We start from the raw sequence: 21,214 nt of genomic DNA, 5'->3' as shown, positions 1-21,214 counted from the left end.
CCGCCCTGTCGGCCCCGCGCGGGTCGCTGTCCGTCCCCTCCCCGCCGCACTCGCGCTCCATGCCCTCCTCCCACGCCACCGCCCTGGCCTCCCCCGCCCCGCTCCAGTGGGAGGGATTGCTGGACGTCGCAGCCACCCTCACCGGCCGCCCCCGCGAGGAGCTCTCCGCGCAGGCCCGCGTGCTGTTGCACGGCGCGCCGTCCGAAGGGCGCCATCCCCCGGGCGTCTCCGACCTGAACGCGAACGGCTCCCCGCTGCAGCTGCTGCTGGCCGGGCGCGCGGAGCGCTGGGCGTCGCGGCTGATTGGCGATCCCTGCTTCGACGAACCCGACGCCGTGGCCCGCGCCCACGCGAGCCGCGCCGCGCTCGGCGCCGCGCTGGCCGCGGGCCGGGCCCAGGCCCTCACGGCCCCGCTGATGGACACGCTGGACGTGGTGGTGCCCTGGGACGAAGCGTCCCTGCGCGAGTACCCCACCGGCATCCTGCGGCTCGCGCTCCCGCTGGGCACCCCGGGCGTGGGGCTCTACGCCAGCCCTCCTCCGGGCGCGGGCGCCTGGGACGCGGCGCGCCGCTGGGTGCGCGCCCTGCTGCCCCGGCCCGAGGAGGCCCTGCGCCTCGTGTCCACGCTCGCGCCGGGGTGCCGGCTGCTGGGCGTGGGGCTCGAGGGTGAGAGCCCCGCTCGGGCCCGGGCCAAGCTCTACTGGCGGCTGGAGGCTCCCGCGCCGCTGTCCTCCTTCGCGCTTCCGCTGCTGGAAGCGCCCACCCTCATCGCCTTCCTCACGAGCGTGCTCGTCCGGGGGGCGGTGCCTCCCAGGGCCCTGACCTTCTCCGCCGGCTTCGAGCTGCGCACCGGCGCGCTCGTGGATGCGAAGGCGGACGTGTGCACGCGCAGCGCGGGCCTGTCCCTGGAGCAGGCGGTGGACGTCCTGCGAACCCAGACGGACGTGCTCCCGCTGCACCCGTTTCCGCTCCGCGACCCGCTGCCCCTCCTGCACGCCCGGAGGGTCGGCATCGGCTGTCTCGGGCTCGGCATCGCTCCCGGTGGCGTGCACCGGCTGAACGTCTACCTCTTCCAGCAGTGAGCCCTTCCGCCCCGCCTAGGAGCACACCATGAGCATCGAAACCTCCAGCAACCCCGTGGGCGTCACCGAAGAGGCGACGATCCCGAGTCTGCGCACCTTCCAGAACCTCAACGCCTCCGACGCGGGCCTGACGGACAACGTCAACCTCTTCCGCGGCAACGTGTCCTTCCAGCTCCCGCTGCTGACGTTGGAGAACCGGGGCGGGCTGAAGGCGGACGTCCTGTTGAGCTACGACAGCGAGGTGCAGGTGGAGGTGTCCACCCGCAACCTGGAGAGCCCCACCGGCATCGTGGGCCTGGGCTGGTCGCTGCCCTACGAGATGATCGTCCTCGATGTCCGGGGTTCGGTGTCGCAGTACGACGACGCGTACTACCTGGCCGCGACGGACGGCTCCCGCAGCCAGCTCTTCCTCACGAACCGCACGTCCACGGAGTGGACGTTCGAGTCGGAGAACGAGGACTTCTCCCGCATCGTCTACCAGCCCCAGCAGCAGGTGTGGCGCATCACCACCACGGACGGGCTGGTGCGCATCTACGGCGCGGACGTCCAGGCCGGAGAGGATCCGAACGCGCTCCGGATGGCCATCAAGTGGGGCGGCACTCAGGGCAACTGGACCGACAGCAGCGTCCAGGGCGGCCAGAGCACCTTCCCCATCAGCTGGAACCTGGCCTCCGTGCAGAACGCGTGGGGGGACCAGATCCTCTTCTCCTATTCGCGCTTTTCGGATGATCAGGTCCGCATCGGTGGACAGGGCGGCCTCACGTACAGCCGCGCCTCGTACCTGACGGGCATCCGCGACCCCTCCGGGCGCACGGTGAACTTCCACTACGCGGACAAGCTCAACACCCCCACCATCGCGGAGTACCAGAAGCCGCACCAGAACCCGACGTCCAACGTGGAGGCCTTCCAGGACCGCTACGAGACGCGCTTCCTGGACAGCGTCACCGTCCTCCAGGACGTGGCCCAGTCGCCCGTGGAGGTCTTCACGCTGCGCCTGCAATACTCCGTGGAAAACCTGGCGGATCCCTCGACGCCGGGCCCGTCCTCGTCGCTCTACAAGCGCTACCTGCGCGGCATCACCACCGTGAACGGCGTGGGCAAGCTGCTGCCCGGCATGCGCTTCGACTACTACACCGGCACGGAGCCGGCGTCCGGGCCGGTGCACCGGGGCGCGCTCAAGAGCCTCACCTTCCCGAGCGGCGGCACCGTGACGTACGCCTACCGCGCCCAGCCCCTGCAGGGCACCGCGCTGGACCTGACGCTGCAACGCACGGATCCGGACTGGGTGCCGGGCATCCCCCGCGCTTGGTTCGGTCCGGACGCCGTCGTCGTCACCCACTACGACGCGGCGGACGGCCAGCGCCTCACCGTCAGCGTCTACGACTGGAACGGGCGGTGGCTCCCGTCCCAGCCGCTGTCCCAGCAGCTGGATTACGGGCTGGACCTGTCCACGCTGGACGTGTCGTTCCAGGACGACTTCTTCCTCGTCAGCGGGATGACCGGCGGCGCGGGCACCAACGGACAGCTCGTCGCCTGGGCCGTCACGCCCGCCTTCGGCCGCTACGGGGACTGGGACGCCGTCGCGCTCGACACGCCGGACGTCCTCTCCCAGGACAACAGCTACCAGGCCGTCACCGGACGCGCGTTCGTGGCGCTCGCCGTCGCGGGCCAGTCCGACATCGCCCGGTACACCTGGAACCCGCGCGACCGGAGCTGGGTGCGGGATGATCTGCTGCTGACCACCACCATGGATGGCCAGTGGGTGCTCGGCGCCAACGAGAACGTGCTGACCGTGTGCCAGTACCAGCAGGGCATGCCGCTGACGCTCACGCTGCACTACCTGGATCCGGTGACGCGGAACTGGAACGACAGCCTCGCGCCCCTGGACTCGATCCCCCAGTACGTCTGGAACGAGGAGCTGCCCAAGCTGTCCTTCAGCCTCTCCAGCACCTTCGTCACCGCCACGTACCTGACGGCGGCGGATGAGTCCCGCAACACGGTGGACTACACGGTGCGCGTCTATCCGTGGGACCGGGACTTCAACCCGCTGCCGCAGCCGCCGGCCATCATCGCCACGGACGTTCCGGCCGACACGAAGGAGCCCATCTTCCAGTCCAGCGCCACCGGCAGCCTGGTGGGCAACGTGGGCAACCTGCTGCGCTTCAACGGCGACCAGTGGCAGCGCGGCACCTTTGGCGACTTCAACGAAGGCACGGCCGTGGCCCGCTTCGCCTACGGCGGCGACCTGGCCGTGGGCGTGAGCAGCGACAAGAGCGCCATCGCCACCTATGACCCGTACGGCGACCAGTTCGTCACCCTCATCCCCGCGGGTGGCACCCAGGGCCCGGCGTCCCCCACCCTCAACGGGCGGCTCGTCACCGTCCGCAATCGCATCTACGAGCAGCAGCCCACGGGCGAGCTCGTGCTGCTCGACCAGCAGCTGCCCCTGGACTCCGTCTACGTGGCGAACCAGGCGCCGTACTTCCTCGCGTATGGCATGCCGGACGGGACGTCCTACGCGTGGCTGATGAAGAACGGCGTGCTCGCGCAGGACGCGACGCTGCTCACCGGCCGCGTCTACGTGCCTGATGACGCCACCGGCCCGGGGACGGACCTGGTGGGCCCCTCCGCCTTCGTGACGTACGTGGGGTCGTCCTTCGACGAACCGGACTCGCTCACCCTGCACCGCGTGCTCAACCAGCAGACCGGCGGGCAGGTGCCCACGTTCGTGGTCGCGTCGGTGGAGTCACGGGACGGGCTGGGCGTGCCGGTGCAGGCGGCGTTCGACTACAACCTGCCGGGCTCGGTGGGCAACTGCGGTCCGTACGGGTTGGCCAGCCAGTTCAGCCAGGTGAAGGCCGCGCTCGGCACGAACCAGACGACGTCGTGCCCGGAGGGCTACTCCGTCTACGAGTACCAGGACGGCCTCACGCCCCAGGGTGACACCTCGAACACGCCGTACTCGCTGCTCAACGGCCTCTTGAAGCGGGTGTCCGGATACGACAGCGCGGGCCACGAGGTCGCGCGCACGGTGCGGGAATGGGAGGTGGTGCGCACCGTCATCGACGCGGCCACCGGCGCGTCCCGGAAGCTGCTGGGCGCCTACGTCCGCCAGAAGCAGACGTCGGACACCGTCTTCGACGTCAACCCGATGGGCGCCTCCGCGCAGCCGCCCCTCACCCGCGTGACGTCCACCCTCTACGACGAGGCGAACGGACAGGTGCGCTCGTCCGTCAGCACCAACTACAACCCGGCGACGGGCGCGGACGAGACCGTCACCGAGTCCTTCGTCTACGCCTACGAGAAGTACCCCGCGTTCGCCACGCCCGCGGTGAACCTGCTCGCGCCCCGCGCCCAGCGGACGGTCACCGTGGATGGGGCCATCGTCCTCAGCGAGGCCACCACCTGGACGCAGGTGGGCGCCTACCTGGCGCCCGCGGCCTTCCGCAACTTCCTCGCGCTCGATGCCGGCGCCACGCTGAGCCCGACGGACTGGGCCAACACCACCCTGCCCTCCGCTTCCCACTGGAAGCGGCGCTGGGAGGTGACGCAGCGGGACCTGCGCGGGGAGATCCAGGAGTACATCGCCGAGGACGGGCTCACGAACGCGAAGCTCCTGGACACCACCCAGGAGCTGGTCGTCGCCACCTTCGGCAACGCCAGCGTCGTCGCGGGACAGGTGGCGTACCAGGACTTCGAGTCCTACGAGGACCTCACCGGCTGGACGCTCGCGGGCAGCGCGGCGACGCTGAGCGCGGCCATCGCCTCCGGCGACTCGTTCACCGGCCTGCGCTCGGTCGGCCTGGCCGGCACCCAGGCCGCGTCCCCGCTGGAGCGCACGCTCAACGTGACGGAGACCGTGGGCCAGCGCTACATCGTGTCCTGCTGGTTGAAGACCCCCACCGGCTTCGACGCGGGGCCGGGCGGCGCCAGCTGCTACGTCACCGGCGCTTCGGGCCCGCTCGCCAGCGTGGCCATTCCCGACACGGGCGGCGCGTGGACGTACTTCTACGTGCTGTTCGACCTGCCGGCGGACACCTCGCCCCAGGCGCTGACGCTCGGCTTCAGCAACACGCGGGGCCAGGAGCTGCGCATCGACAACATCCGCTTCTCGCCGTTCGCCGCCACCTTCACCGGCTCCATCTACGACGCCGTGCGCCTGGTGGAGGACGCGCAGGTGCTGGACATGGGTGCGATGCGCCGTCGCGTGCAGGGTGACTTCCAGGAGACGGACCTCACCGTGGACGCGCTCGAGGACGTCATCCTGATGAAGGGCGCGTACCTCTCCCGCCGGGGCAACCAGGGGAGCTTCAGCGCCCAGGACCCCAACTGCCTCATCACCCTCAAGCCGCGCGGGGTGGGCATCTACGACAGCTTCAACGTCGGTGACGTCTTCGCGGGGACCTGGACCAGCGAGGTGCCGAGCGAGTGGACGACGAGCGGCGCCGCGCTCCACCACGTCGCCTCCCACCAGCAGGGCGCCATCCACTACACCGGCTTCCCGGAGCCCACGGAGGGCCTGCAGGACCGCTTCGGCGTGTCGGTCCGCGTGCGTCCGGACGGGCTGCTCACCTCGCAGGTGGGCATGCTGCTGGGGCCAGCGCTCCAGCTGCTCTGGCAGCCGTCGCAGGCCACCTGGGCCCTTCAGGAGAACGGCGGCACGGTGGCGACCGCGCCGGTGCGCTCGCTGCTGGACGTGGCCTCGTCGTTCACGGGGACGCTCGACGCGGGCACGCTGCCCCCGGAGTTCCTGAACCTGTTCATGTTGGCCGGCCTCCCGCTGGCCCCGGCCTCCACGGTCGTCGTCCTGGCGTCCGGTCAGGCCTGGTGCGTGAGCGACGCGGCCAGCCGCGCGCGCTACTACCTGGTGGCGGGCAATGGCGCGGTGCAGGTGACCGCGTTCCCGCAGCAGTGGCTGGTGCTCGTGCAGGACGCGCAGCTCATCCTCATCACGGACGGCGGGCTGGCGCTCACGCACCTCTGCGCGCAGACGCCCTCCCGCGACTTCGCGCTGGTCGCGACGGATGGGGTGGCCTTCGATCAAGCCTGCTTCATCACCGACTCGGACGTGCAGCTGAGCTACCTGGACGGCGGCGGGCGCCTGAACCAGGAGCAGGTGGCGCTCGACAGCGGGCTGCTCGGCACCGCGACGATCCACGACACGATGGGCCGCGACGCCATCCGCACCCAGGGGGCCGTGGTGACGCCCACCGGCGCGACGTGGGGTGCGTACCGGCAGGACCTGGCCACCTTCGACTGGGGCACGCTCACGATGTCGGGCCTGGTGAAGACGCAGAACCCCGCCTCGGGTGCGTTCCCCTACACCCGCTCGCGCTACGAGGCCTCGCCGCTGGGCCGCGAGGTCGAGCGCGGCGTGCCGGGTGACGCCTACGCCATCCCCACGAGCCCCGGCACCCCGGCGCACACCGCCCGCTGGGAGTACGGCCTCAACGACGGCAGCCTGGGCGTGACCGCGGGCAAGCTCGCGCGCACCACCTCCATCACCCCGGACGGCATCACCTCCGTCGCGATGGTGGACCAGCGCGGCTCCAGCATCCTCACCGCCGTGAGGAGCAGCGCGGCCTCCGCTCCCGCCACGTGGCAGATCACCCGCAGCGTCTACGACGCCGCGGGCCGGTGCACCTCGACGACGATGCCCATGGGCTGGACGGACACGTTCAGCTACGACTTCATCGGGCAGCCGCTCACGGAGACGCGCGCCAACGCGGGCACCACCCGCTCCATGTACGACGCCCGGGGACGGCTGCGCTTCCAGCAGGATGCCCGGGGTGCCGCCGCGACGACGCCCTACATCCGCTACTGGAAGTACGACGCGAAGTCCCGCGTCGTCGAGGAGGGCTGCGCGCCCTCGGCCTGGCCGGGAACCCTGGCCCAGCACCTGGAGGATCAGTCCTATCCCCAGGCCACGGCGTCCAACCTCTACACCTATGACCAGGTGAGCCCGACCCTCACGCCCGACAACCTGTTCTCGCTGGGCCAGCTGGTGAAGGTGGTGAGCCAGAACCAGGTGGATCCAGCGGTGCCCGGGACCGATGGCTTCACGTCCACGGAGATCATCACCCACGACATCTACATCACCATCCGCCAGTACTCGGTGCAGGTGTCGGGCGACCCGACCGTCTACGTGACGCACTACACCTACGACAACCAGGGTGACGTCGGCTTCATCGGCTACCCGGGCACCGACGGCGTGTCCCTGGACTACCAGCGCGACGTGGCGGGCCGGGTGGCCGGCATCCTCGTCAACGGCCAGCGTGTCGCGGCGTACACGTATGGGACGAACGGCGGCGTCGCGACGGAGGCCGTGTACACGGACGCGGGACAACAGGTGGGCGTGACGCGGACGTTCGCGTATGCGCCGCCCGGCTGGCTCCAGCAGACGCAGGGCAGCCAGTTCAGCGAGACCACCGACTACGCGCTGCCTCCGGGCGGAGGCGCCGGCTGGTACGGGGGCATGCCCTCGCGCATCACCACCGCGGCCCGCGGTCCCCGCCCCGAGCGCGTGTCGAACTTCGGCATGGATCCGCGCGGCTGGCTGTCGAGCGTCGACGCCGGCGACGGCCAGGGTGCGCAGCCCTACACCTACGACGCCAACGGCAACCTCACGAAGCAGGCGGACCTCACCCAGACGTACACCCCGGCCACGAAGGACCGCGCGCAGAGCCTCAGCGCGCCGCCGGAGGCCGTCACCTTCGGCTACGACGCCAACGGCAACCAGACGACCCTCGTCGACACCACCGGTGGCGATGAAGGCTCCACGTCCACCTGGGACGGCTTCCGCGACCGGGTGCTGGAGACACGGATGGGCAATGGCACCCGGGTGGACGTGCGCTACGGCCGCGACGCCCGGCGGCTCCAGAAGACGGTGACGCAGGGCACCGGTCAGTCGGTGTCCAAGCTGTACCTCCGGGGCGCGGGCAACGACGTGCTCGCGGAGGTGACGGGTGGAGACAGCGTCCAGTACATCTGGGGCCCGCGCGGGCCCGTGCAGCTTCGCGGCGCAGGCCTCCGGGGCTTCATCGTCACGGACCGGCTCGGCTCCATCCGCGCGGTGCTGGACGAACAGGCGAACCTGCTCGCGGGCTACGACTACCTGCCCTACGGCGACACGGACGGGGGCGCGCTGGGGTCGCAGCCGGACGTCATCCCCTACCGGTTCGTGGCGCGGGAGCTGGATGAGACGGGGGACTACGACTTCCGGGCGCGCATGTATTCGCCGCGCCAGGGACGGCTGCGCTCCACGGATCCGCGCCATCAGTTCAGCAGCCCGTACGCCTACGCGGGCAACAACCCGCTGGTGTACATCGACCCGGACGGCGAGTTCTTCGTGGAGCTCATCGCCGCGCTCGTCGCCGCCGCCACCGCGGTGGCCGCCGCCATCGTCGAAGTGGCCCCCGCCATCGCGATTGGCGCGGGACTCGGAGCGGTGGCGGGCATCGTGAATGGCGCGGTGTCCGTGGCCAGCTCCGGCGCCAAGGGCAGTGAGGCGGCGGGCATCTTCTTCGGCACCCTGGCGATCAGCACCGTGGGCGGCGCGCTGAGTGGCGGGCTGACGGGCGGCGTGGCGATCGCGGCGCAATCGGTCATCACCAACGCGACCCTGGCCACCGCCACGACGATCGCGGTGGGCGCGGTGGTGGAGGGCGGCGTGTCCTCGGCCCAGGCCTCGGCGCAGGCGGCGCTGATGGGAGAGGATCCCGCGACGGCGGCATGGCAGAGCTTCGTCACGGGCACCATCGGTTCGGCGGTGGGCGGCAGCGTCGGCGGCATCCTCAAGAAGCCGCTGAGCACCACCTCCCTGAAGGGCACGGTCCAGGCCACGATCCGGGGCGTGAGTGCCGGTGTGGCGGGAGGCCTGGCCAGTGCCCCGGTCAACGCCGCGCTCACGAAGGCGGATGCCACCTCCACGCTCATCGGCTTCATCCAGGGTGTCGCCTTCGGCGCCCTGAACGGACTGGTCCCGGAGGTCACCAACTACAAGATTGAAAAGCAGGTCCAGCGGCAGCAGGCGCGCGCCAACGAGAACGCCTTCCGGCGCAACCAGGCCCTCAACGCCCAGAACACCATCCTCAACGACGACTCGGGGCTGTGATGCGCCCCCGTCCGGCCATCGAGCGCGCGGTGGACTTCCTGGCGCGAAGGCAGCTCGCGCACGGGGAGTTCGCCAGCACCCTGCACTTCGACTCGCACCTCCGGGACGAGGGCACGTTCGACTCGTCCCCGTTCGTGACGACCTTCGTGCTGCACGCGCTCGACTACGTGAGCGGTCCCACGGTGGAGGCCATGACGCAGAAGGCACGCGCCTTCCTGCGGGAGGAGCAGGAGGCGCCCGGCGTCTGGCGGTACTGGTCTTCGCGGAATGGGAAGCCCATTGACCCCGACGTGGATGACACGTGCTGTGCTTCGTTCGCGCTCCGGGACGACGCGGGGATCGAGAACAACGTGCCGGCGCTGCTTGCGAACCGGCACGCGTCGGGGCTGTTCCTGACGTGGTTGCGTCCGCCCAACCGGAACAACGACCTGGACGCGGTGGTGAACGCGAACGTGCTGCTGTACCTGGGCGAGCGCCCGGAGACGCTGGCGGCCCGGGACCTGGTCATCGAGGAGATCCTCCAGGGCCGCGATGACCGGGCGAGCGCGTACTACGTCCAGCCCCTGTCCCTGCACCACGCGGTGGCGCGGGCGTTCGAGCACGGCGTGCGCGGCTTCGGCGTCTGCCGGGACGCGGCGGTGGCGCGCTCGAGGCAGGCGCTCGCTGCGGAAGGGGGCTCGCTGTCGCTCGCGATGGCGCTCTGCACGCTCCTCGCGCACGGGGTGGACCTGGGCCCGGAGGAGCACCGCGCGGTGGACACCCTGCTGGCGCGGCAGACGCCCGAGGGCGGTTGGGAGCGGGAGGCGTTCTACGCGGGCCCGGAGCCGCCCACGCCGCACGCGGTGTTCTGGGGTTCGGAGGAGCTGACGACGGCGCTGTGCCTGGAGGCGCTCGCGCGCGTGGAAGGACGGTCCGCATGAGCGGCGCGGTGAAACAGGTGCTGGCCTTCCCGGGAGGCACGGTACTGGACGGAGCGTGGGTCCTGGGGCTCGCGCGACGGGAGCCGGTGTTCCGGGAGATGCTCCACGCGGGGGATGCGCTCGTCCGCCAGGAGGCGGGCTGGTCCCCCCTGCTGGAGCTGCGCGCGGAGGGCGGTCCCCGGCTCGCGGTGTCGGTGACGTTTCCGCTGGTGGTGGGGGTCCAGGTCGCGGCGTTGGCGGCGCTGCGCGCCCACGGCGTGGATGGGGATGCGGTCTTCGGCGTGTGCGCGGGCGAGGTCTCCGCGGCCCACGCGGCGGGGGCTTTCGGCTGGGAGGACGCGCTGCGGATCGCGCTCCACGGAGGACGGAGCCTGGAGCCCGAGGCCGGGCGTCACCGCATGTTGATCACCTGGCTGCCGGAGTCGGAGTGCGCCGCGCTGCTGGCGACGCTGCCAGAGGGCGCGGTGGGTATTGGCGCGAGGATGGAGCCGGGCGTCACGGTGCTGTCGGGAGACGCGGACGCGGTGGCGGGGCTCGAGCGGAGGCTCACGGCGGCGGGCATCCGCATCCGGGCACTGCCCTTTCCCTGGGGCGTCCACGTGCGCTCGCTGCGGGAGGGACGCGCGGCGCTCGAAGCCGCGCTGAAGGGACGTGCGTCCCTGCCCCTCACCCGGCCCATGCTGTCCGGCGCTCGGGCGCGGTGGTTCGAGACAGGAGCTTCCGTGGCGGCTTCGCATTGGTGGGACATGCTCCGCGGTCAGGTGCGCTTCCTGGACTCGGTGCCGGCCCTGGGCACGGTGGGGGCACCGCTCCTCATCGAGGTCGGCCCCGTCGCGGAGATGTCCCAGCTGGCGCCACGGCTGGGCGCGCGCGCCATCTCGCTGGAGACGGCGCTCACCACGGCGGGGGCCCTGTCATGAGCTCCGCTCCAGCCAAGAGCGCCGTGCCTCCGGAGCCTCCGGAGGGCTCGGAGCCGCCCCGGGTGCTCCACGACGAAGCCCACGGAATCTACGTCGTGAGCGGTGCCCGGGAGGTGGAGGCCGTGCTGCGCGACGACTCGCGCTTCAGCGCGGGCACGCTGGGCGTGGACAGCTTCGAGCTTCGCGCGCCCGGAGACGCCGCGCCGCTGGCGGCCCGGGACACGCTGCTCGCGTCGGATGCGCCGGTCCACCCGCACCTGCGCCGCCAGCTTGGCGCGGCGTTCTCCGCGAGGAATGTCGCGCGGCTGGAGGCCACCGCGCGGGCCGGGTTCGACGCGGTGATGGCGGTGAGCGCGCCCCGTGGGACGTGTGATGTCATCGATGACGTCTGCGTTCCGGTGGGAGTGGCGGTGATGACCGCGTTGCTCGGCCTGGACGAGGCCCGCCGGGCGGACGTCGCGCGGTGGATGCGGGTGTGCGCGCTGTGCAACGCGCAGTCGCGTCCCCCCTGGCTGCGGGCCTCCTTCGAGGACATGACCCGCGAGCTGTCGGAGGCCCTCGCATCGCTCCCGGTGACGTCGGAGCCGGGGCTCCTGGCCTCGCTCGTCGCCGCGAGGGATCGGGGCGAGCTCCAGGCCGCGCAGGTGCTGGACCTGGCGGTGACGGTGATGAAGGGCGCGGCGGACACCACCTGCCTGCTGGTGGGAAGCGCGCTGCTGGCGGCGCAACGGGCCGCGGGGGAAGGACCTCCCGCGCCCCGAAGCGCGGAGGCCCTGACCCTGCTGCTGGAAGCGGCGCTGCGGCAGGACTCGCCGGTGCAGCTCACGGTGCGGGAGGCCGCGGAGGAGGTGTGCCTCGCGGGCGTGGGGATTCCCAAGGGCACCCGGTTGCTGCTGCGGTTGGGCGCGACGGGCGGCGACCCCTGCCCGGTGTCCGCGAACGAGGGCGCCTCGCGCGCGCCACGGCATGGGTTGGCGTTCGGCGCGGGGAGCCATCGGTGTCCGGGGGCGGGGCTCGCGATGATGCAGGCCCGGGTGATCCTCGAAGGACTGTGGCGAACGCCGGGCGTGTTCCACGTCGACATCCAGGCGATGGAGCCCCATGGGCTCGCGGCCCTCCGTGGCCCCCGGCATCTGCCCCTGCGATGGTGAGCTTCCAGCTCCTGGGCGCCCAGGGGGCCGCGAATGCAGCGACAGCCCCCCTCACGCCCCCGCGACGAGCGCGCGTCGCCACGCCTTCGGCACCGGGCCCGGGTAGTGGAGCTCCCGCGCGCCCACGAAGGTCGCCAGCGACTTGAGCGCGCTGGCCACCGCCCGGGCCGGCTCCGCTGAGCGGGCGGCGTGCTCCTCCACATGGATGGCGTTGATGATCAGCCGTCCGTGCTCCCGGTCCAGCTCCGGGTCGACCCGGCCGATCATCCGGTCCTCGTGCAGCAGCGGCATGACGAAGTAGCCGTACTGCCGCTTCTCCCGAGGCACGTAGATCTCCAGCCGGAACCGGAAGTCCCAGAGCGCCTCCGTGCGGGCCCGGTCGCAGATGAGGTTGTCGAAGGGCGAGAGCAGGACGGTGCGTCCTTCCCAGAAGCCCTCCTCCGCCTCGAGCTTGTCGAGCAGGGGGAGTTCCTCCGCGTGCACGTACCAGGTTCCGGGCATGTCGCGGCTCCCGTCCCGGATCCGCACGCGGAGGATGCGCCCCTCCGCCTCCAGGTCGCTCAGCGCGTCGGGCAGTCCGGGATACGTGTCCCGGACGAAGTAGCGCCGGATGTGCGCCGCCTGCGCGACCCCCAGTGCGCGCAGCGACCGCTGCGCCGCGAGCCGGACCGCGTCACGCACGGACAGCACGTCCTGCGGGGTCCAGCCTGGAAGGCAGTGCTCCGGGAGCCCCCAGAGGCGCTGCCCCGCCGCCCTTCCGGCGACCAGGACGTACCCGTGGCCCAACAGGAGCTCCAGCATCTGGTTCACGTTGCGCCCCGTGTTCCAGCCGCCAGAGCGCCAGCCCGCGCGCGACCGGTCCTCGAAGGCGTCCGAGGGCAGCGGCCCCTTCCGCCGCAGCTCTCCGACGATGTAGCGGCGGAAGCCCGCGTTGTCCTTCAACCAGCGTGCGGCCTGCTGTTCGCGCAGGGAGCTGCCCGCCGTGAAGTGGCGCATCCGCGCGCGGTGGATGGGGAAGTCCTCGGTCAGCACCAGCGAGGCGCAGTGCGCGAAGTACTCGAAGAGCTGGCGCTCCTTCCAGATGAAGGACTCCAGGTCCGCCAGGGGATACGCGCCCAGGCGACTCCACAGCACCAGCAGGTGGCTGCGCGCCACGACCTGGGTGGGATCGAGCTGGAGGCAGCACAGGTCGCGCACCACGTCCAGGAAACGGGCCGGGCCCGCCGCGCGGCTTCCCGCGAGGTGCTGGCGGGACAGCGCGAGCCGGCGTGCCGTCGTGAGGGAGAGGGTCTTGAGGGATTGAGCGGAGCGCATGAACGCTCGCGGAACCTACCACGCGCACCGTCCCAGCGCAGGCAACACGATGCGTCTCACCATTCAAGCCACGCGAGACAATTCCGACAATAGACATCACATACATAGCTCTACGTAGAATTACGTGTCTTTCCTAAATATCAATATTTACTCGACTTGTTCAATTCGCTCTGTCTTATTGCGCACCCGCCAGACGCCTTTGGGGTGACGCTCGGTCATGTCTCTGGAACCTGTCTCAATCACAGTCGAGAACTTGACCCGCACCTTCCAGGGCGAGGGGCGCGACAAACGCCAGATTGTCGCCAACGACGCATTGTCGTTTGAGGTCCGCCGAGGCGAGGTCTTCGGGCTGCTCGGGCCGAATGGCGCCGGGAAGACCACGCTCGTGAGCCAGTTGCTGGGATTGCTCCAGCCCAGCTCCGGACGCATCCTGGTGGAGGGAATCGATGTCACCCGGCGTCCCCAGCTCGTCAAGGAACTGGTGGGATTCCTGCCACAGACACGCCTGGGGTTGCGTTTCGTGGAGGCCGAGCAGGCCCTTGTCTATGTAGGGCGCCTGCGTGGACAGACGGAAGCGGATGCCCGGAAGCAGGCGCGGGAGCTGATAGAGGAACTGGGCCTGACGGAGTGCGCCAGACAGTACGTATATCAACTGAGTGGTGGCCAGACGCGCATCGTCAACTTCGCCATGGCGTTGATGGGCTGGCCTCCCGTGCTGCTGCTGGACGAGCCCACCAATGAACTGGATCCGCACAAGCGCCGGCTGGTGTGGGACGTCATCGCGCGGCTGAACCGCGAGCACGGGACGACCTGCATCCTCGTGACCCACAACGTGCTGGAGGCGGAGAAGGTCATCCGGCGCGTCGCGGTGATGCAGTCCGGACGCATCATCGCCCTGGGCACCCCCGGCGAGCTCAAGGCCCGCCTGGGCGCGCGGGTCCGGCTGGAGCTGCAGCTGCGGGACGGCGAGGGCCTGGCCCCGGAGAACCACCTCAAGCTGTCGGCCATGGGCGACCTGGAGCAACCCCACCCCGGGCGGTATCGCCTCTACCTGCCGAGCCTCCAGGTCGCGCTCGCCACCGACCTCGTGGTCAACCAGCTCGGGCTGGCCCGGCTCGATGACTTCCGGCTCGCGCCGCCGTCGCTCGAGGACGTCTACCTGGAGCTGAAGGACCCGGGCGTCCCGCCGCCCACGCCCTCCCCTGTCGTCGTGGAGGCGGCGCCCGCTGACGCGGCAGTGGAGCTGCTGCCCGCGGCGCCCACCCGCCTCCGGCCTCGTCCCGGGGAGCCCCGGCTGACCGGCTGGCGGAAGTTCCTCGTGGACATCCAGCACCTGTGGCTGGAGCAGATGGGGGAGGTGCGCAGGTCCTGGCCCCTGTTCCTCGTCTTCTCCCTGTTCATGCCGCTGGCCATGATCTTCGGGCTCGCCCGGGTCGGCCGCGGGCTGAACGACCGCGAGAGCCTGCTCTACATCATCAGCGGCGCGTCCGTGTTCGCGGTGGTCGTCGAGGGCGTCGTCACCATGGCCCAGCGCGTGGGCATCATGAAGCGCGACGGCCTGCTGCTCTATTACGCCTCACTGCCCATCAGCAAAACGGCCTTCGTCATCTCCCTGATGCTGTCCCGGCTCTCCGTCACGCTGCCGGGCATGCTCATCCCGCTGTTCGCCGGGCCCGTCCTGTACGACGTGGACCTGCACTTCAGCCCGTGGGTGCTGGTGCTGATGCCGCTGACCATCCTGTCGCTCGCGTCGCTGGGCGTCACGCTGGGCACGGCGCTCAAGAGCGTGGACCTCATCGTCATGGTGACGAACGCGCTGGTCTTCGTCCTGCTCATGGCGGCCCCCGTCTTCATCCCGGAGGCCGCCCTCCCCGTCCCGCTGAGGATGCTCGGCTACGCCATTCCCCCCACCTACGCGGCGGATGCCCTCCGGCACGCGCTGGGCGGGACGATTGGCCCCAGGTTCTACCTGGATCTCGCCGTCCTCTTCGTGATGGCCGCGGGTGGCCTCTGGGCCATGTCCCGCTGGCTCCGCTGGTACGTGAAGTAGCGCCCGGCACTCCCAGGAACCCACCGCCAGGAACCCTCCATGACGACTGCCCGTCCATCCTCCCCGTCCATCCCCGGACCGAGCGCGCTGCCGCTGCTGGGACTCCAGGGAAGCCTCATCAAGTTCTCGCTCGATCCCGTCGCGCACATGCGCGAGGCGCACGCGACCTACGGGAACGTCGTCGCGTTCGCGAAGCAGGACCCGAAGTGGGTCTATGCCTTCGGCGCGGAGAACAACCAGCGCGTCCTCACGGACAACACGACGTTCCACATCCCTTCCATGTCGCTGACGCTGCCCATCCCGCCAGGCTCCAGCCTGGACCGGCTGAACTCCGGGCTCATCACCATGAACGGGGAGCGGCACAAGAAGCAGCGGCGGCTCATCATGCCGGTGTTCCACAAGAAGCACCTGGACGTGTACTGCGAGGACATGGTCCGCGTGACGGAGGAGTACATCTCCGGGTGGAAGGTCGGACAGCCGCTGAACATCGCCAAGGCGATGCAGCACCTGGCGCTCATCATCGTGGGCAAGACGCTCTTCGGCACCGACTCCCGCACGGAGGCCTCGCTGCTGGGCGGCGTCATCCGCAAGTGGATCGACACCCAGACGAGCCTGGGCGTGTTCGCCTTCCCGCGCGACCTGCCGGGGACGCCCTACCGCCGGCTGCTGCGCCTGTCCGAGACGCTGGAGGCGCACCTGCTCAAGAAGATCGAGCAGAAGCGCGCCAACCCGCAGTCGCAGCACGACCTGCTGTGGCTGCTGATGCAGGCGCGCGACGAGGAGGGGACGGAGATGACCGATCACGAGCTGATCGGCCAGGCCAACAACCTCTTCAACGGCGGCCATGAGACGAGCGGCAACGCCCTGGGCTGGACGCTGTTCCTGCTGTCCCAGCACCCGGAGATCCTCGCCAACGTGCTGGAGGAGCTGAAGTCCGTGCTGCGCGGCGGCGCTCCGGGCGTCGAACACCTGGGCCAGCTGCCGCTGCTGGAGGGGTGCATCAAGGAGAGCCTGCGCCTGCTGCCGCCGGGCACCTACAGCATGCGCGTGGTGAACGAGCCGGTGGAGCTGGGCGCGTACACGATTCCCAAGGGCACGCTCGTCATCCTCAGCATCTACATGACGCACATGCTGCCGGAGCTGTACCCCGAGCCGCGCAAGTTCAAGCCCGAGCGCTGGCACAAGGCGCCGGCGAACCCCTACGGCTTCATGACGTTCAGCGCGGGCGCGCGCCGCTGCATCGGCGCCGAGTTCGCGATGATGGAGATGAAGATCGTCCTCGCCATCCTGCTCCAGCGCTTCAGCATGCAGCTGGACGCTGGCGCGAGGATCGACCGCCGCGTCCGGCTGACGCTGTTCCCGAAGCGCGGCATCCCGATGACGCTGGGCGAGCCCGGACGCCTGCCGGTGCGCGCGGGCGTGCGCGGCAACATCCACGAGATGGTCGACCTCTCCTGAACGAAGCGCGGTGTGGGGGAAACGGCAGGCGCGGCAACGCCGCGTCCGCACCTCCATGCCTTCACGCCAAGGCCCCTTCCGCCATGAATGCTTCGCGCTCCCCTACCGCCCCCGGGTTCTCCACGCTCGTCGAGCTGCTGCGCACGCGGGCGCTCCATCAGCCCGACGCCCGTGCGTTCACCTTCCTGCTGGACGGTGAGTCGGAAGAGGCCCTGCTGACGTACGCGGAGCTGGACCGTCAGGCCCGGGCCATTGGCGCGCTCCTGCTCCAAGGGGGCTGGGCGGGGCGCCGGGCGCTGCTGCTGTACGCACCGGGGCCGGAGTACATCGCCGCGTTCTTCGGGTGCCTGTATGCCGGCGTCACCGCGGTGCCGGCCTATCCGCCGATGCGGCCCCGCCAGGCCCCCCGGCTCCAGGCCATCGCGGCCGATGCCCAGGCGGAGCTGGCGCTCACGACGTCGCCCATCCTGGAGATGCTCCAGGGCTTCTTCACGGACATGCCGGACCTGGCGGCGCTGAAGTGGCTGGCCACGGATGGCGAGGACGTCGCCGCGCACGCGGAGGCCTGGCGGGCCCCGGAGATGACCTCCGGCACGCTCGCGTTCCTCCAGTACACCTCCGGATCCACGTCCACGCCCAAGGGCGTGGTGCTCACGCATGGCAACCTGCTGCACAACCTGACGCTCATCCAGCGCTGCTTCGGGCACACGCCCGAGAGCCGGGGCGTCATCTGGCTGCCGCCGTACCACGACATGGGGCTCATCGGCGGAATCCTCCAGCCGATCTTCGTTGGATTCCCCGTCACGCTGATGTCGCCGCTGGCGTTCCTCCAGCGCCCCATGCGCTGGCTGGAGGCCGTCTCGCGGGAGCGTGCGACGACCAGCGGCGGACCGAACTTCGCCTACGACCTGTGCGCGCGCCGGGCGACGGCCGAGGACGTGGAGAAGCTGGACCTCAGCGCGTGGAATGTCGCCTTCACCGGCGCGGAGCCCGTGAGGACGGAGACGCTCGACCGCTTCACGGAGGTGTTCGGGCCTCGTGGCTTCCGCCGCAATGCCTTCTACCCCTGCTACGGCCTGGCCGAGGCGACGCTGATCGTCTCCGGCGGTGAGCACACCGCGCTCCCGGTGATGCGGAGCGCGCGAGCGGAGGCGCTGGAGCAGAACCGGTTCATCGAGGCGGCTCCCGGCACCGACGGCGCACGCTCCTTCATCGGGTGCGGCCAGAGCCTTCCTGAACAGCGGATCCTCATCGTGGAGCCGGGGACGGGGGTGGAGCTGGCGCCCGGGCACGTCGGAGAGATCTGGGTCTCTGGCCCGAGCGTCGCGCAGGGCTACTGGCGCCGTCCGGAGCAGACGGCGCAGACCTTCCACGCGCACCTCGCGGGAGGCACGGAGGGGCCCTTCCTGCGGACCGGGGACCTGGGCTTCCTGGAGGGCGGCGAGCTCTTCGTCACGGGCCGCCTCAAGGACCTGATCATCCTCCGGGGCCGCAACCACTACCCGCAGGACCTGGAGCTGACCGCCGAGCAGAGCCACCCCGCGCTGCGCTCCGGCTGTGGCGCGGCGTTCTCGATGGAAGCGGACGGCGAGGAGCAGCTCGTCATCGTGTACGAGCTGGACCGCCAGCATCTGCGGACCGACCCGGAGTCCGTGGCCGCCGCCATCCGGAAGGCCCTCTCCGAGCAGCATGGCGTCTACGTCTCCGAGGTCGTCCTCATCCGGACCGGCGGCATCCCGAAGACGTCGAGCGGGAAGATTCAACGCAATGCCTGCCGGGAGGAGTTCCGCGCGGGCGCCCTGGACGTCATCGGCCGCAGCGGGCCGGCCCGCGTCGAACAGGGAGCCGAGGCCTCCGTGCTGGACCGGGAGCGGCTGCTGGCGGCCGCTCCGGAAGAGCGACCGGGGCTCCTGGAGCAGGACCTGCGGGAGCGCGTGGCCCGGCTCCTCCAGGTGGCGCCCACACAGGTCCCCTCGGGGCAACCGGTCAGCGGCCTGGGGCTCGACTCGCTCATGGCCGTGGAGCTCCAGCACGGCGTCGAGTCGTGCCTCCACGTGCCGCTGCCCATGGCGGACGTGCTGGAGGGGGCTACGCTCGGCGACCTGGCGGCGCTGGTGCTGCGCGCGCTGGAGACGCAGTCGGATGCTCCCAGCGTTGAGGTCGTCGCGCCCACGGCGGAGGCCGGCTCGGACAGGGTTCCGCTTTCGCCGGGCCAGCAGGCCCTCTGGTTCCTTCAGCAGTTCGATCCCGGGAGCGTCGCGTACAACATCGCGAGCGCTGTCCGGATCCGCGGCCCCCTGGACCTGGCGGCGCTGCGCGCTTCGCTGCGGGCCCTGGTGGAGCGGCATGAGCAGCTTCGCTCCACCTTCGTGGATCAGCCGGGCGGCGCGGTGCAGGTCCTCGCGCCCTTCCACGACGGATGCTTCCTGCTGGAGGAGGCCTCCGCCCCGAGCGAGGCGTGGCTGAGGGAGCGGCTGACCGCGGAGGCCCACCGCCCGTTCGACCTGGAGCGCGGTCCGCTCCTGCGCGTCCACCTCTTCGAGCGCTCGGAGCAGGAGCACGTGCTGCTGCTGGTCGTCCACCACGTCGTGGCCGACCTGTGGTCGCTGACGGTGATGATCCGCGAGCTGGATCAGCTCTATCCCGCCGCGGTCGCGGGCCGCCCGGCGAACCTGCCCGCGCTGTCCATGCGCTACACGGACACGGTGCGGCGTCAGCTCGCGCGGCTGGAGCGCGGCGAGGGGGAGCGGCTCTGGGCGTACTGGCGTGAGCGGCTCGCGGGCACGCTGCCCGTCCTCGACCTCCCGACGGATCATCCGCGGCCGCCCGTGCAGACCTACCGTGGCGGCTCCGTTCACTTCAGGGTGGGCGCCGAGCTCAGCGGGAAGCTCAAGGCGCTCGCGCGTGGCGCCGAGACAACCCTCTTCACGGCGCTGCTCGCGGCATTCCAGGTGCTGCTGCACCGGCACAGCGGGCAGGAGGACATCCTGGTCGGCTCCCCGACGCTGGGGCGGACCGAGGCGGGCACGGCCCACGTCGTGGGCTACTTCGTGAACCCCGTCGTCCTCCGGGCCGACCTGTCAGGACGGCCCGCTTTCGAGTCGTTCCTACGGCGGATGCGGCAGGTCGTCCTGGAGGCGCTGAAGCACCAGGACTTCCCCTTCGCCCTGCTCGTCGACCGCCTCCACCCGAAGCGGGATGCGAGCCGGTCACCGCTCTTCCAGGCCATGTTCACCCTGCAGCAGGCCCAGTTGCCTTCGGCGCTGCGTGGCCTGCCTGAGTTCGCGCTGGGCTCCTCGGGGGCCACGATGACGGTCGGCGGACTCCCGTTCGAGGCCATCGCGCTCGAACAGCAGGTGTCGCAGTTCGACCTCACCCTGATGATGGCCGAGCACGACGCGGAGCTCGTCGGCGCGTTCCAATACAACTCGGACCTGTTCGAGGCGGCGACAGTCGAGCGGATGAGCAGCCGGTTCATGACGCTGCTCGAAAGCATCGTCGCGGATCCCGGCCAGCCGGTCTCCACCGTGCCGGTACTGCCGGAGGCCGAGCGTCAACGGCTGCTGGTGGAGCTCAACGCCACCGCCACACCCTACCCGCTGGAGCTCTCCCTCCCCTCCCTCTTCTTCGCCCAGGCCGCGCGCACGCCGGACGCCACCGCCCTCTTCACCTCGCAGACGCAGCTCTCCTTCCGCTCCCTCTCCGAGCGCGTCTGCCGCCTCGCCCACCACCTGCGCCTGCTGGGCGTCGGCCCCGAAGTCACCGTCGGCGTCTTCCTCCAGCGCTCCGACGAGCTCGCCACCAGCCTCCTCGCCATCCTCTGCGCTGGTGGCGCCTACGTCCCCCTCGACCCCGCCTACCCCTCCGAGCGCCTCGCCCTCATGCTCGAGGACTCTCGCGCGGGCCTGGTGCTGTCCCACTCCGCGCTCCGCGACAGGCTGCCCCCGGGCGCTCACCGTGCGCTGTGCCTCGATGAGGTGGCCGACGAAGTCGCCTCGCGGCCTTCGTTTCCTCCGCCCCTGCACCTCTTCCCGGACAACCTCGCCTACCTCATCTACACCTCGGGCTCCACGGGGCGTCCCAAGGCTGTCGCCATCAGCCACCGCAGCGCTGCCGCCATGCTCTTCTGGGCTCGCGACTGCTTCTCCCCCGAGGAGCGCTCCGGAGTACTGGCCAGCACCTCCGTCTGCTTCGACCTCTCCGTCT

The 21,214-nt window shown here is 70.8% G+C and carries 9 protein-coding genes; 8 read left to right on the top strand and 1 reads right to left on the bottom strand.

Annotation, left to right across the window (positions count from 1 at the left end; all coding sequences use genetic code 11):
• The first annotated feature begins 59 nt into the window (after positions 1 to 59).
• From AABA78_RS27160 to AABA78_RS27140, 5 genes are read left to right on the top strand one after another with little or no spacing between them, the layout of a single operon-like run.
• A complete protein-coding gene (locus tag AABA78_RS27160) occupies positions 60 to 1,082 on the top strand; it encodes a hypothetical protein (RefSeq protein ID WP_338267248.1) in 1,023 nt (340 codons plus the stop codon).
• 28 nt (positions 1,083 to 1,110) lie between these two features.
• On the top strand, positions 1,111 to 9,195 hold the full coding sequence (locus AABA78_RS27155) for an RHS repeat domain-containing protein (protein ID WP_338267246.1): 8,085 nt from the start codon (positions 1,111 to 1,113) through the stop codon (positions 9,193 to 9,195).
• Positions 9,195 to 10,115: a prenyltransferase/squalene oxidase repeat-containing protein gene (locus AABA78_RS27150; protein ID WP_338267244.1), complete on the top strand. Its 921-nt coding sequence runs from the start codon at positions 9,195 to 9,197 to the stop codon at positions 10,113 to 10,115. The genes AABA78_RS27155 and AABA78_RS27150 overlap by 1 nt, the downstream gene beginning before the upstream one ends.
• Complete coding sequence (locus AABA78_RS27145) at positions 10,112 to 11,035, top strand: acyltransferase domain-containing protein (RefSeq protein WP_338267241.1); 924 nt, start codon at positions 10,112 to 10,114, stop codon at positions 11,033 to 11,035. Before AABA78_RS27150 ends, AABA78_RS27145 begins: the two co-directional genes overlap by 4 nt.
• On the top strand, positions 11,032 to 12,186 hold the full coding sequence (locus AABA78_RS27140) for a cytochrome P450 (RefSeq protein ID WP_338267239.1): 1,155 nt from the start codon (positions 11,032 to 11,034) through the stop codon (positions 12,184 to 12,186). The genes AABA78_RS27145 and AABA78_RS27140 overlap by 4 nt, the downstream gene beginning before the upstream one ends.
• Before the next feature lie 51 nt (positions 12,187 to 12,237).
• Here the strand turns inward: AABA78_RS27140 and AABA78_RS27135 are convergent, their stop codons facing one another.
• A complete protein-coding gene (locus AABA78_RS27135) occupies positions 12,238 to 13,500 on the bottom strand; it encodes a winged helix-turn-helix domain-containing protein (protein WP_338267237.1) in 1,263 nt (420 codons plus the stop codon).
• Positions 13,501 to 13,753: 253 nt separating this feature from the next.
• Here AABA78_RS27135 and AABA78_RS27130 point away from each other — a divergent pair, with 253 nt between their 5' ends.
• The 3 genes from AABA78_RS27130 to AABA78_RS27120 all read left to right on the top strand — a co-directional run.
• The gene (locus AABA78_RS27130) at positions 13,754 to 15,550 is read left to right on the top strand and encodes an ABC transporter ATP-binding protein/permease (protein ID WP_338267234.1); all 1,797 of its coding nucleotides are present in this window, start codon (positions 13,754 to 13,756) and stop codon (positions 15,548 to 15,550) included.
• A 39-nt stretch (positions 15,551 to 15,589) separates the two neighbouring features.
• Complete coding sequence (locus AABA78_RS27125) at positions 15,590 to 17,008, top strand: cytochrome P450 (RefSeq protein WP_338267232.1); 1,419 nt, start codon at positions 15,590 to 15,592, stop codon at positions 17,006 to 17,008.
• Between the two features lie 83 nt (positions 17,009 to 17,091).
• Positions 17,092 to 21,214 (top strand): AMP-binding protein (locus AABA78_RS27120; RefSeq protein WP_338267229.1); only part of this gene is annotated, 4,123 nt, incomplete at its 3' end.

Origin of the sequence: Corallococcus caeni, assembly GCF_036245865.1 — a bacterium.
Taxonomy (GTDB): domain Bacteria; phylum Myxococcota; class Myxococcia; order Myxococcales; family Myxococcaceae; genus Corallococcus; species Corallococcus caeni.
This window is presented reverse-complemented; position numbering and strand designations above follow the sequence as displayed.

Coding starts and splice junctions, on each gene's coding strand:
- AABA78_RS27140 (WP_338267239.1), top strand. CDS start 11,032: ATGAGCTCCGCTCCAGCCAAGAGCGCCGTGCCTCCGGAGCCTCCGGAG.
- AABA78_RS27135 (WP_338267237.1), bottom strand. CDS start 13,500: ATGCGCTCCGCTCAATCCCTCAAGACCCTCTCCCTCACGACGGCACGC.
- AABA78_RS27155 (WP_338267246.1), top strand. CDS start 1,111: ATGAGCATCGAAACCTCCAGCAACCCCGTGGGCGTCACCGAAGAGGCG.
- AABA78_RS27150 (WP_338267244.1), top strand. CDS start 9,195: ATGCGCCCCCGTCCGGCCATCGAGCGCGCGGTGGACTTCCTGGCGCGA.
- AABA78_RS27145 (WP_338267241.1), top strand. CDS start 10,112: ATGAGCGGCGCGGTGAAACAGGTGCTGGCCTTCCCGGGAGGCACGGTA.
- AABA78_RS27125 (WP_338267232.1), top strand. CDS start 15,590: ATGACGACTGCCCGTCCATCCTCCCCGTCCATCCCCGGACCGAGCGCG.
- AABA78_RS27160 (WP_338267248.1), top strand. CDS start 60: ATGCCCTCCTCCCACGCCACCGCCCTGGCCTCCCCCGCCCCGCTCCAG.